Below are 12,189 nucleotides of genomic sequence, written 5' to 3' on the forward strand. Positions count from 1 at the left end.
CTCGGTCAGCTCCATCGGGAGCACTCCTTCCAGTCCTTTCGGACGAGGTACTGGACGCAGCTTTTCTTCCACATCCGGTGTCGTCCGGTCTTGTGGGGGTTGAGGAACGCAACCAGGCGCAGTGCGACCGCGTAGGCGAGGCTCCAGAGGTCCGCGTCGGCGTCCAGGTGGCGGATCACCAAGGCAGTCATGATTGCGGCAGGTCCGTCGTCGGGTGCGGCGTGCCGGTGTTCCTGTGCAGCAGGTCGTCCCAGTGGAACCAGGACGGGCACGGCCACAGGTGGCAGCACAACCTGCACTCGCGGTCGCCGATGGACGTCGGCGTGTGCCGCCACCACCAGTGGAGCTGGATGCTCCATAGTTCGGGCCGGTTCGCCGACGGCGGGGGTTCGGGCGGCGGCGGGCGAAGAAGGTTGAAAGTCGGGTACGGCGGGTGACTCATCGTGCGACCCCTATCCGCTCGGGGTTCGCGGACCGGGCGGTGACGAACGCGGGCAGTCGCCCGCCGAGAATCGTCTCCGTCATCCAGGTCAGCCGAGCCCCCGCCGCGACGCGGCCCCGGACGGTTGTCGGGCACGGATAGCTCTGTAGGCAGCTCCGGCAGCGGCGAACCAGCCACGGGACCGGAAGGCCGAAGAACCAGGCCCAGCCGATACGGCGTTGCGGCACGTGCCAGGCCGCATGGTACGAAGGTAGGTACAGGCGAGTACCGCGATCCATCGATCGCTCCTCTCGTGTCTGTGGAGATCAGGGCGGGCCGACGGTTGTCTAGGCCTGATACGGCCCGCCCTGATCGTTTTCATCGCGTGATCCCTTGACACAGAGTGGATCCCGCCTGCCCAGTGGCACTGAGCTGCGACGATCACCACTGGCGACAGTGGACACGCTGAGTGTTACTGTTGCATGGGCAAGTCCGAAATGCAACTACTTGCTCTGCAACTGCCCAAAGAATCTTGAAAGGTCGCGATGGGACGTCCGAAGAGCCGTGTACTTGGTCCGAGCTTGCGAAGCCAGTGGCTCGCCCTGACGCTCAAGGGATACCGGCTGGAAAACCAGCTCAGCATCGACGAGGTTGCCGACTTCCTCGGCACCAGTTCATCGACCGTAAGCCGGATGGAGAACGCCCTCACACAGGTCCGGCGAGCCGATCTCAAGGAACTCCTTGACCACTACAACATCTCCGATCCCGACACACGCGCCAAGCTGATCGAGCTCCGTGACATCGCTTGGCGCCGGGACTGGTGGGACGGCATGGTCGGCACGGGCCAGGAAACCACCTTCGCCGATTACGCCTGGCTGGAGTCCCGCGCGAAGAGCATTCGATCCTTCGAGGCGTTGGCGCTGTTCGGACTGTTCCAGACCCGCGCATACGCCGAAGCGGTCATTCGAGGTGCCGCCGTCGACGAGGATCGCGAGGAGAAGATCACGGAGTGGGTAGACCTCCGTCTCCGGCGACAAGAGATCCTCGACCACTCGGCATCTCCCGAGCTGGACATGGTCATCGACGAATCCGCTCTCCACCGGCAGGTCGGCGGCCCTGAGGTCATGCGGGAGCAACTGATGCACCTGGCCGAACTGGCCCGGCGGGACCGCATCACGATCCGCGTCCTGCCCTTCGCCAACGCCGATCACGCGGCATACTGCGGCACCTTCACCTACTTCACGCTCGGCGAGCACTACCCGGACGTCGCCTACGCCGAAACCGCCGTTACCCGGATGTTCGTGGAGGATCCGGTGAAGCTCGACCGTCTTCAAACGATATACGCTGACCTGGCCAGGGCGGCCCTGACGCCCTCGGAGTCCATCAAGCTCATCAGCAGCATCGCGGAAGGACTCTAGATGACCACGCCCCACCCACGTCAACTGTGGCGTAAGAGCAGCTACAGCCCCAACGGAGACGGCAACTGCGTCGAGCTCGCCCCCACCTCCACCCTCGTCGCCGTCCGCGACACCAAGGACCGCACCGGCCCCGTCCTCACCACCTCCCACGCCGAGTGGGCCGGCTTCGTCGGCGGCCTCAGACGAGGCGACTTCGACGCCTGACCTCGTGCCCCGACCGCATCCGCCGTCGGGGCACCTGCTTCCCTGGCCACATGCGGATGCGGTACGAACCCGACGAAGCCGAGCTCTACGAGGCCGCCAAAGACCTCCTCATCCGGCGCGGCCTCGCCTGGGCCGAAGCCCACGGCCTCCCCGCCGACGGCTTCGTTTGGTCGGCGGCCCTCGACTTCCGCCACGACTCCACCGACGGCCGACTCGGCCACTGGACCATCACCGAGGTCGGCCGCCTTCTACTCCATTACATCCCCAGCAACGTCACCTCCGAGGCCACTGCCCTCGCCGAGGCACCCGCCTAGCTGAACACTCTTCTGTCCTATCTGGACACTCACGGCCTCCTCGACCCCCGCGGCCACTCCCTGCCCGCGCTGCGCAAGGCGATCGAGGCCACCGCACCGACATACCGGGACCTCATCACGGACCCTTTCACCTAGGGTCCCGCAAAGTTCTGGGCGATGACCGCGCTCGCCAACGGCGTCGAACTCGATGACAACAACGCCATGGACGAGTTCATCCAGCGGGCCGGGGAGGGCCGCGTCCGCTACGACCAAGAACTCTTCGAGACGATCATGGGTCGCCACTTTCAGGAGGAGCAGACCGAGACCGGACGCGCCTTCGCCCAGCCCCCGGTCGCGCTCCCCGAGTCCGAGGCCCTCGCCGCTGCCGCCGCCACGAACCCCCTCGTCATCGCCCTCACCACCCTGGTCGACTGGGTCGGCCCCCAAGGCCGCGACCTCGTCCAGGTCGAGCACGTCCTACGGCTCCCCGAAGCTCGTGAGGCCGCCCGCCTGCTCAGCACTGGCGAAGCCGACCTCGACGTCCCCGACGCCACCGGCATGCCCAAGCTCAGCCTACTCATCGAGTGGGCCAAGAAGACCTGGATCATCCGCCAGTACAAGGGCCGCCTCGTCCAGGTCAAGAAAAACGCGGCCCTCTTGCGCGAACCCCTCGCCCTGTTCCGGAAGGCCGTGGACGACTTCGCCGAACTCGGCGAAGCCGTCTGCGTGTCGCCCTGGCCGGGAGAATCGCTCCACGACCTGTTCACCGAAGGCTTCGTCGTCCACATCCCCGACATCCTCAACTCCCTCTACGGCCTGCCCTCCCCCGCACCGGTGGCCAGGATGCGCGAACCGATCGTCTACGCCCTCTCCGAACGTTGGTGGACCGAGCCCGAAGGCCACGACGAGCAGTCAAAACAACTCCGCGCGGACATCGACCGCGGACTCGGCCGGGCATTCGACCTGCTCGCCGACTACGGCGTCCTCACCTCCGAACACGGGACAGCGGATCCCATGTACCTGGCCGACCTCACCGGGCCCAACGCCGCGCAGTTTCCACCGCGAATGGTGAAGCGTCTGCGAAAGGAACTGACCGCGCCCACCCGTCTGATCCGGCTCACCGACCTCGGACATTGGGCGGTCCGCGAGCGCCTGCTCGCCGAAGGCCTCGACGTTCCCCTCATCGGCGAACTCGCCGACGTGACACCCGTCCAGCTCCTCGGGGTGATCGCCGACGGTCTCTATCCCGCACCCGACGCCTTCGCCGAGATCGACATCTGGCTCTCCCGCGCTGGCCGCTACGCCGGCGACCTGGTGGAAGCGATCAGGACCGTCCCGTTCCGGACCCGCCGTGCCGCGCTCCTGTCGGTGCTCGCCGACGCCCTCCCCAGCGGTGACGCACTCCTGCGCGACCTGCGCGACGATCCCGAACTCGCTCCGACCGCGATACACCTGCTCACCGACCGAGGCGAACTCCACGAGGACGACCTGACCTTCGACGAGTCCGGCCTGATGCTCGCCGAGTCCTTCGCGCCGACCCTCGAACTCGAAGGCCCCGATGCCCTGCGCGACATGCTGTCGAGTGTGCATCCGCCGGACCTGCCAAAGGTCGTCGACCTGGTGGAGTCCTCGCGGCTCGACGCCGCCACCCGGGCCGAGATCGGCAAGGCGCTGGACGCCGTCCGCGCGGGTTGACCGGCATCCTCGATTACGATGAGCCACCTTGTTGCAGCATCGCGCTACCGTAGGTTCGGCCGTCCTGCCCTGCCTACGGAAACGGTTCAGCGATGCATGACAGCGCTCGTCCCGAGCCCCTCGATGATCTGACCCTCGACCTCATCGACGATCTCAGGTCCTCGGAGTTCCGTCCGAGCAAGGACGTGAAGACCACTGCCGAGCAGTTGTCCCAGGTCAGGTTCAGCGTCGACTCCGATGATCGGATGGTACGGGTCCACATGACCGCGGGTGGAACGCTGACCGGCATCGAGTTCCGCAACAACGCGACCGGCAGACTCGGCGAGGCTGACCTCGCCCACATCGTCACTGCCGCGATCCGGCAAGCCGAGAAGGTCGCATGCACGGCCGTCAAGACCGTTGCCGAGCAGAAGGACTGACCGGCCATGGCATCGACAATGCGCGAACACCACACCCAAGTCAACCGCGCGATCAACAGATTCCGAAGCACCTTGGCCGCCGCCAAACAGAAGGCGGCAAACGCCCGGGTCGGCGTCACATCGCCGGACAAGACGGTACGGGTCGAGGTCGGCGGCGATCTACGAGTACGCGAGGTGTCCATCCGGCCGGGAGCCTTGCGCACCTGCGGCCCGACACAGCTCGGTCAATCCATTGTGGACGCGTACAACCAGGCTGTCACCACGGTGCAGAGAGCGCAGTGGAAAGTCGTCGTCGACGCGTTCAAGCCCTCAGGCGAAGGAAAGTGAGTGACAGTGGAGGCTGATCTTTCCACCTTGACCTGGTTCCGCGACTTCTGCGACCGCACCAGAGCCGAAGTCCAGGCCATCCCCGATCAGGTCACCAGAGGGCTCCTCCCCATCGGCTCCTTCGGCGGCGCCGACGCTCCCTGGGCGCAGCAACTCATGGACAACTGGAACGCTGCCCTGTTGTGGCGAAAGAACGAGGCCAGCACGGTCGCGAAGGAACTTCAGTACCACGCCCAAGCCCTCGACCAGGTCGCCAAGGACTACCAGGACACAGACGACGCGGCCAACGAGACCATCGATCCCTACAGGCATTTCTAGGAGGCGGAGTGAGCTACGGATCAGACCTGCGGGCGGTCGCCGACGCCTACGCCGACGACATAGAGACCGCCGACGACCTGGCGCGAACCTTCCTCGGCGCGCCCGACAGCCTGCCACTGCCAAGCGTGGTCATCCATGGGCTCGCCTCCGTGGACACCGAAGCGATGCGTGCACAGATCCTGGCGCTCCTCCCCGCCAAAGACAGCTACGGAACGATCACCTCTGAGAACTCCGAGGAGATCACGCTGATGAACCGGTGGCAGGGCGCCGGCGCAGACGCGTTCGGGCACCGCTGGCAAGCCCTCGCAACGTACGTCAACGGCGACTCCTCCGCCGCCGAGAACGTCAGCCTCGTCAGCCGGATCAACGCACATCGCGATCTGGCCATCGGCAGTGACGGCGTGAGCGGACTCGTCGGGGCCGTCGAGGCGTCCCAGTCCCAATGCGTGCAGTACATCCAGCAGAATCTCAAGGGCCTGCGCACCATGTGGCACGATCAGCTCGACCTCTTCGGCGGCCTCCTCGGCGGTACCGTCGTGGGAGGTGGCGCAGGGGCCGCGATAGGCGCGCCTTTCGCCCTGGTGGGAGCGATTCCGGGCGCGATCATCGGCACGGCCGTCGGCGCGGTCGCGGGCTGCATCGCGGGCGTGATCCACAGTCAGAGCGCATGGACCGCCGAGATCGAGCGGATCAACCAGGGCACAACCGGAGTCGCCGGTCTGGACGACCCGTTCGCCTTCAATACAGCGAGCATCACCGAACTCCAGTTCACTCCCGGCTCGGTCAGCTCGACCGAGCTCTTCGCGCCCTGGAAGCCGGAATGATCCCATCCGAGACCCGTGCGGAGCTTGAAGCCGTACGCGCCAGCGGGCGCTACAGGTCAATGATCCGATACTTCCGCGGCTTCTGGCTCAGCTTCATCATCGGCGTCCTTCTCGCTGTAGCCTCACTCGCCTATCCGCAGCCACATCGCCCCGAACTGAGCTATGCGATCCTGGCAGCCACCATCCTGCTCCTGCTCCTCACAGCCCTTCTCGGCCTGGTCAAGGGCAGGCCCACCAACGCATTCGTCACCGCCGCCGGCGGTGACGCTCGCGAGCGATCGCTGCGGATCTCATTGCTTAGAGAGGCCATCGTGAGGGATCTCCTCAAGAAGGCTCCGTAGCTCCTCCATCGACGCCCTCGCCGACTGCGCCGCTGCCCCCTTCTCGAACGGCACCCCGTCGAGTTCCAGCAGGCGGGGAACATCGGCGGCGGTGAGCAGCCCGTCGTTCGTCTCCCATTCGGGTGAGACTCTCCCATTCGATCGCAGAACGCGGTACGCGTTCGGCACGTACACGGCCTCCCGCAAGACCGTGCCGATTGTCTGGGCGCCGCTCCCCACCACATCTGCCAAGTCCTGGTAACTGACCCACTTCCCGCTCGGCAACCGCTCCAGCACGTGAATGACTGGCAGGTACTTCGTCGGCACCCCCGGGTCAAGATCGAACAGCGCCCCCGAAAGCTCTTCGCGCAGTGCGGCCGTGGTCTCGGCCAGTCTGCGGTGGAGCGCGGTCTTCTCATCCAGTGCGCCGAGGATTCCCGCCACTCGTTGCTGCTCCTCCCAGGACGGAACGTCCACTGAGAGCATCCCCAGAACCGTCGGGTTGAGGGTCGCCACAGCCGAGCCGGAGTTGTTGCGCTTAATCCACTCCTGCACCGACGAGCGTCGCAGGAAATGCGCCAGGTACTCCGGGTCGACGTCGTCGGACTCGACCCGCAGCAGGAAACAGCCCGAACCCATGACCCAGCCATGGTGTTCCGGCTTGGCGACGGCGACCCGCCCCAGGTCCCCGACGCGGGAGAACAGCAGGTCGCCTTTGCGCACCTGATAGGACCGAGCCTCCTCGGCGACCTTCCGGGACACCGCCCCGAGCGGACGTGCGGCGATTCGATTTCCGGCCAGGTCCCTCGGCGTCACCACCGGCACGGTTTCCAGCCCCGGCTGTATCAGCGTCAAACGGCGACCGGCCGGCCCCGACTTGATGAAGCAGATCTCACGCAGTTGAGTGGTCTCGCGCTGCCCTCTGATCGCCTTGGTCGCCTCGCCCAGACGCGCCAACATCCGGTCTTCGGTGGTCACCAGGTCATCGCGGAGTCGGTTCAGCTCCGCACGAAGGATCCCCGGCCCGGCCTCCGACAGGGTCGATTCCACGGAATCACCGAAGTGGACGCCCGGCAGCAGCAACCAGTCGGCAGCCCTGATCTCCGCAAGGGAAACCACGTCAGCGAAGCCGGCCCGGAACGTCGGCGCGTCAACAAGCCATCCGAGGACCGTGGTGCTGATCTCGTCAATGTCCTCATCGGACAGCTCGTGCTGTGTGCGGGACACCGGGCGCCCCATTTCTGAGGCGTCGATCAGCAACACGTCGCGGTCTTCCTCGACAGCACCCTTGGTCAGAAGCCACACCGCCACGGGCACGCCGGTCGTGGCGAACAGCTTCGCGGGCAAGGTGATGACCGCTTCGACGGCGCCCCGACTCAGCATCGTCGCTCGAATCTCCCGATCCCGCAGGCCCGCACTGAGCGAACTCACCGGCAGCACGACCGCCGCGCGGGCACCCTCGACAAGCGCCGCCCAGGCGAGCTGGAGCCATGCGAAGTTGGCGTTCGATTCCGGTGGAATGCCAAAGGGCCACAGCCGCGCGGGGACACCACTGGGGGTCTTGGCGTTGAACGGCGGGTTGGCCATGACCGCATCCCACCCGTCATCGACCCCCAACAGCCACGAGGGGAACTCCTCGTAAGCGACCGTGAAGGTCCCGGCACCGATCCGCGTCAGCACACGGCCGACTTCGTCGGTCAGGAGAGGTGTCGACGCGAGCCCGGTGAACGAAGGGCGCGAGAAGCCGTCCGAGTCAGCCACACGGGCCACTTCAAGAGCCGTCGCGGGCGAATCCACACTAGGGTCGAGCACGTTTCGGATTCCTCGGCCCATGACCAGCCGGGCGAGCAATCGCGCCAACGATGGTGGCGTGGACACCTGGGAAGCCTTCGGATCGTCAAGGATGCCGCCCCGCCGAAGAATCGCGTCGTGAAGCTCAGCACGCCACAAGCCGTGCGGATCCTTGGCCGCATAACCGTTGACGAACCTGATGAGCAGCGAGCCGACTTCGTCGGTGGGCCACGGTACGTCCCCGGAGGTCTCCTCCATCCTGAACAGCAACAACTCCGCCAGCTCCTTCGGGTCGGAGCCCTCCCACAGCCGTTCGGCGTCCCGCCACAGCTGTTCCGCCCACTTGCGCGGGTCGGTCGCCGCCGCCTGCGGCGTGGCCTCGCGTCCGAGACCACGCCGCAGGCGGGAGCCGTAGGTCGCCCCCGGGAGCTCGCCGTGGGCGAGCCGGTTGCGGGGGATGCGCCGTCCGTCGAGCCAGGCGAGGACGTGGTCGAGCGGGTAATGCTCCTTCCCGCCGATCGGGCGCGATGGAGGAAAGTCCTCGTGCCGCGCCCGCCAATTGATCACCGCCGACGCGCTCACGTCCGCGTAGTACGCGATCTCGTCAGCGGTGATCAGGTCCTCGTCCGTACTCACGGTGTGCAACTACTCCTTATGCCGCGACGGCCAGGAGTGCCGACGTCGCGTGGCGGTGGGCCTCGCGCAGCCTGTCGTTATCGTTCAGCAACTCTTCCCGCTCGACCGCGGCCTCGTGCTTCTTGACCCAGGTTCGGATCGTCTCGGGCGCGGGCCCGAAAGCGGCGGCGATCGCCTTGATCGCCTGTGTCTCCGACGGGTAGTCGGTCCACGTCTCGATGAAGGTCCGCACGGCCTGTCCGCGCAGTTCAGCGGTGTACTCCTTGGCCACTGGCCATCTCCTTACCTCTTCGCTGAGGTAGGCTGAGCGTGATCAATGCATCCAGGTATGACCTGGACGACGGCCCCGTTGCACCGGGGCCGTCTTTTTGTCTCAGCTGCCCCCACGCTCCACTGTGGAGCGCTCCTCGTACGGTAGCCCACTCGTGAGACATTTTCAACTCCGCGTCGCACACTGCTGCGACAGAACTGAAAACCGCTGCGAGTGCAGCCTCACCATCCAGACGCGGTATGACCGCGCAGCACAAGTGGACTCCACATCCCAAATATATCAGGGATCAGTGTGAATACTGTCAACCCAGACCCACAGTAGACCGAGGTCACAGCGAAGCGGCCCCGGACGGTTCACACCGTCCCGGGCCGCCGCTTGGACTCAGCCCAAGTCCTCCAGTCCGAACAACCCCGGCTGCTCCGGCTCCTCCTCGGCCGGGGCGGTTTCCGCGTCCTCAGCCTCCTCGTCCGCACCCGACTGGGCGTAGTCACCAATGTCGGCGGCCAGCTTCAGCGCCAGCGGCCAAGCCAGCCCGATCCGGTACTCCGACACGAAGCGCTGCTGGTGGGTGAACACCGCCCAGTCGCGGGGGTTGTCCCCGGCCACCATTCCGAGCACCGCGATCTCGACCAACTCCGGGCGAGGCATCGTCTTCCCTGCCTGCGCGCGCACCGGCTTGCCCGCCGCCGAGACCGACTCGGTCAGCTTGCGCAGCGTCCGCTTGTGGGAGTTGAGGCGGTCGTTCTTCTCCGCAGTGCTGTAGAAGACGCGGTCCGAGGAGCTCTCGTGCCGCCACAAGCCCGACGAGTACCCCGCCTCGGTGATCCGCTTCGTCCGCTCGTCGAAGGTCTTCGGGTCCGGCGCCCACCACTGTGGAGTCTCCACCCGGTCGCTTCCGGAGTTGCGCAGCCTCACCACCCGAGCACGTGGGTTCAGCTTCGCTAGGGTCTTGGACACGCTGATCCCGTATCCGATCTGGTCGGCGAGCAGGCGGGGGTTCAAGATCCCGTCCCACCGCTGCCGGGCGTTGTTCGCCGACACCAGCACCAGCAGCTGCCGGGTGCGCAGTTCCAGCAGGACGTCCTCGACGAAACGCCCAACGGTCTTCTTCTGCTCCCACGTGTTCGTGCCCGCCGGGAGTGGCTTGAGCTCGGTGACCTCGCGCAGGATGTCCGGGTACGGCCGCCACGGTCCGTCGGGGAGCTTCGCCATGATCCTGCGCTCACCCGGACGGATCAGCACCGCCACCGGCGTAAAGGCCGGCCGGGTGCGGCCTGTCCGGTTGCGCTTGACGAGCCAGAAGGCGAGCTGTTCCAGATCCTTGGGGATCGCGTCCCCCACGGTGTGCTCCGGAATGAAGCGCACTCCGACCGCGCGAAGGCCGTCCTCCCAGGCCGCCCGTGCCCGGTCCGGGAGACTGTCCACGTCCTCCTTCTCCCCGCTGGGCTTGCCGGTGATGCACTGGACGACGTACCCGGCACGACCGGCGCCCACACGGATCGCCTGCTTAGGGTCGGTCGTGATGGATCGGTTGCGCTCACCGGCGTAGAAGTCCTTGTCAGGGAGCTCCACGACGAGCAGTTCGGCGTCCACGGCAAGTTCGGTGAGGTAGGCCCGCGTCCGCTCGGCCCGCTCCGCCTTCGCCTGCTCGTACTGCTTGCGGCCGTACGGGGTGTGACCGTCGATGAGCATCGGCTCGTCGAGGCCGCCAAGGCGGTCGGCGGTGATGCGGACGGCGACGGTCTCCGCGTCCAGATAGATCACCTGGCGGCCCAACGCGGCGTCCTCCTCGATGTGCACCTCGCTCACGTCCAGGCAGGAACGGGCGGCCTCGACGATCCGTTCGCGGACCTCCGGGGTCCGGTAGAGCAGGTGCACGGCGACCTCATCGCAATCGGTCGCGTGCGACAGCAGCTCCCGCCACGCGTTGACCGCCGTCTCAGCGTCGGCGGCAGCCTTCTGCTTGTTCTTGAGGTTCACCGCCTGCTTCTTCTCCGCGGCTTCCAGAGCCATCCGGTAGATCTCGCGCTCGGCGGGGTCATCGGTTTCAGGAGGTGTGGGAGGAACGACCTCCGTAACGTTCTTCAGCACCTTCGGAACCTGGAACCGCGGTTTGAGCGCCCCCGGAACCAGCCGAAGCGGCTCGACTCGCCGATACTTCGGCTCAAGGAACGACGCGACCCACTCCATGATGTCCATGGTCTCGGTGGGCGAAATCCCGAGCTGGACGCCGTGGCGCCCGTGCGTGGTGTGGTGGACAACCCCCGCCGTCTTGATCCAGGAGTCCGGGTCGGCGCACAGCTTCGCCGGATCGGGCATCCCGGTCGTCCCGAGCTCGGCCAGCATCCCCGCCGGCTCCCCGTACGACCACACGATCTCGCCGTCCCTGCCCCGTCGCAAGGACACCCGCGACAAGCGCTCCGGTACCGGCGTGTCCTCGATCCATGGGCTGTGCGGTTTGAGGTACACACCGATGCTCTTGCGGTCGGGAATGTGGATGCGCCCCTTGCTGGGGCTGCGCTTCCATCGCTTCAACCCCACCCGGAGGTTCACCCTCGGCACGGGACTGAACGGCTCGGTGTGCAAGCGGATCCAGATGACCGCCGAGAAGTGGAAGCCACCGTGCTTGCTCGGCGGCCAGGAAACCAGCTCAGCCCCTTCGTCGGTAACGACCTGACGAAACGTGATCGCCTGCCCGCCCGGGTCGTACGGGTGCTCGGCCGACGCCGAGGCGATCGTGCGGGCAAGGGTGTCGGGCAGGAGCCAGAACAGGCGCTGATGTGGCCCGGCGGTCCCGCCGGCGGTGGGATTGTTCTCCCACAAGTCGACGACGGCCGGCTCCCACACGGCACTGCCGCCCACGTCGAGAACGCCGAACAGATCGCGCAGTTCCACCGGCTTGAGGTCGTATGAGGCGCCGAAGTATCGCATCCAGGCCGCGACAAGCCTGGTCATCACGTTCTCCGGCAACGCGTTGCGGGCGTACAGCCACGGCTTGTCGAGGTCGTCGGCATTGGAGGCGACGTGCAGCACGTCGGGCACGACCGCACTGATGACCCGGTTGAAGGCCCTGATCGGCAGATAGGCGCGGTCTTGCTTACGCCGGGCACGTGCGAGGGCCTCCAAGATCGCCGCCTTCCATTCGCCGGGCAGCGTGAACACCTGCCAGCACTCGGTGTAGTCGGATTCGGAGGGATTCGGTTCGAAGGCGGACACGTGCAGCTCGTCGTATCCCATGGCCATGGCGTTCTC

Annotated in this window: 14 protein-coding genes; 9 read left to right on the plus strand and 5 right to left on the minus strand. The window is 66.4% G+C overall.

Annotated elements, in window-relative coordinates; translation table 11 throughout:
• Window positions 1-5: 5 nt before the first annotated feature.
• Complete coding sequence (locus HNR73_RS03755) at window positions 6-191, minus strand: hypothetical protein (RefSeq protein ID WP_184785851.1); 186 nt, start codon at window positions 189-191, stop codon at window positions 6-8.
• On the minus strand, window positions 188-442 hold the full coding sequence (locus HNR73_RS03760) for a hypothetical protein (protein WP_184785852.1): 255 nt from the start codon (window positions 440-442) through the stop codon (window positions 188-190). The genes HNR73_RS03755 and HNR73_RS03760 overlap by 4 nt, the downstream gene beginning before the upstream one ends.
• A 560-nt stretch (window positions 443-1,002) precedes the next feature.
• Here HNR73_RS03760 and HNR73_RS03765 point away from each other — a divergent pair.
• The 9 genes from HNR73_RS03765 to HNR73_RS03805 all read left to right on the plus strand — a co-directional run bounded on the left by HNR73_RS03765 (window position 1,003) and on the right by HNR73_RS03805 (window position 6,260).
• Window positions 1,003-1,839 carry a helix-turn-helix domain-containing protein gene (locus HNR73_RS03765; protein ID WP_184785853.1) on the plus strand — a complete coding sequence of 279 codons (837 nt, stop codon included), beginning with the start codon at window positions 1,003-1,005 and terminating at the stop codon, window positions 1,837-1,839.
• Window positions 1,840-2,043, plus strand: coding sequence for a DUF397 domain-containing protein (locus tag HNR73_RS03770; RefSeq protein ID WP_184785854.1), 204 nt, complete (start codon window positions 1,840-1,842; stop codon window positions 2,041-2,043).
• 50 nt (window positions 2,044-2,093) lie between these two features.
• A complete protein-coding gene (locus HNR73_RS03775) occupies window positions 2,094-2,357 on the plus strand; it encodes a hypothetical protein (protein ID WP_184785855.1) in 264 nt (87 codons plus the stop codon).
• A gap of 156 nt (window positions 2,358-2,513) precedes the next feature.
• Window positions 2,514-4,031 (plus strand): hypothetical protein, encoded by a 1,518-nt coding sequence (locus HNR73_RS03780; RefSeq protein ID WP_184785856.1) that lies wholly within the window; start codon window positions 2,514-2,516, stop codon window positions 4,029-4,031.
• Between the two features lie 92 nt (window positions 4,032-4,123).
• Window positions 4,124-4,450 carry a YbaB/EbfC family nucleoid-associated protein gene (locus tag HNR73_RS03785; RefSeq protein WP_184785857.1) on the plus strand — a complete coding sequence of 109 codons (327 nt, stop codon included), beginning with the start codon at window positions 4,124-4,126 and terminating at the stop codon, window positions 4,448-4,450.
• A gap of 6 nt (window positions 4,451-4,456) precedes the next feature.
• Window positions 4,457-4,777 carry a YbaB/EbfC family nucleoid-associated protein gene (locus HNR73_RS03790; RefSeq protein ID WP_184785858.1) on the plus strand — a complete coding sequence of 107 codons (321 nt, stop codon included), beginning with the start codon at window positions 4,457-4,459 and terminating at the stop codon, window positions 4,775-4,777.
• Window positions 4,778-5,095, plus strand: a complete 318-nt coding sequence (locus HNR73_RS03795) for a hypothetical protein (RefSeq protein WP_221330711.1) — start codon at window positions 4,778-4,780, stop codon at window positions 5,093-5,095. It abuts the gene before it with no gap.
• An 8-nt stretch (window positions 5,096-5,103) separates the two neighbouring features.
• A complete protein-coding gene (locus tag HNR73_RS03800) occupies window positions 5,104-5,919 on the plus strand; it encodes a hypothetical protein (RefSeq protein WP_184785860.1) in 816 nt (271 codons plus the stop codon).
• A complete protein-coding gene (locus HNR73_RS03805) occupies window positions 5,916-6,260 on the plus strand; it encodes a hypothetical protein (protein WP_184785861.1) in 345 nt (114 codons plus the stop codon). The genes HNR73_RS03800 and HNR73_RS03805 overlap by 4 nt, the downstream gene beginning before the upstream one ends.
• Here HNR73_RS03805 and HNR73_RS03810 read toward each other — a convergent pair.
• The 3 genes from HNR73_RS03810 to HNR73_RS03820 all read right to left on the minus strand — a co-directional run bounded on the left by HNR73_RS03810 (window position 6,210) and on the right by HNR73_RS03820 (window position 12,180).
• A complete protein-coding gene (locus tag HNR73_RS03810) occupies window positions 6,210-8,666 on the minus strand; it encodes an N-6 DNA methylase (protein ID WP_184785862.1) in 2,457 nt (818 codons plus the stop codon). The two genes, HNR73_RS03805 and HNR73_RS03810, sit on opposite strands and share 51 nt — an antisense overlap.
• A 16-nt stretch (window positions 8,667-8,682) precedes the next feature.
• Window positions 8,683-8,937 carry a hypothetical protein gene (locus tag HNR73_RS03815; RefSeq protein ID WP_184785863.1) on the minus strand — a complete coding sequence of 85 codons (255 nt, stop codon included), beginning with the start codon at window positions 8,935-8,937 and terminating at the stop codon, window positions 8,683-8,685.
• Window positions 8,938-9,318: 381 nt separating this feature from the next.
• Window positions 9,319-12,180, minus strand: a complete 2,862-nt coding sequence (locus HNR73_RS03820) for a pPIWI_RE module domain-containing protein (RefSeq protein ID WP_184785864.1) — start codon at window positions 12,178-12,180, stop codon at window positions 9,319-9,321.
• Between the last annotated feature and the right edge of the window lie 9 nt (window positions 12,181-12,189).

The sequence above is a fragment of the Phytomonospora endophytica genome, from assembly GCF_014202425.1.
Classification (GTDB): domain Bacteria; phylum Actinomycetota; class Actinomycetes; order Mycobacteriales; family Micromonosporaceae; genus Phytomonospora; species Phytomonospora endophytica.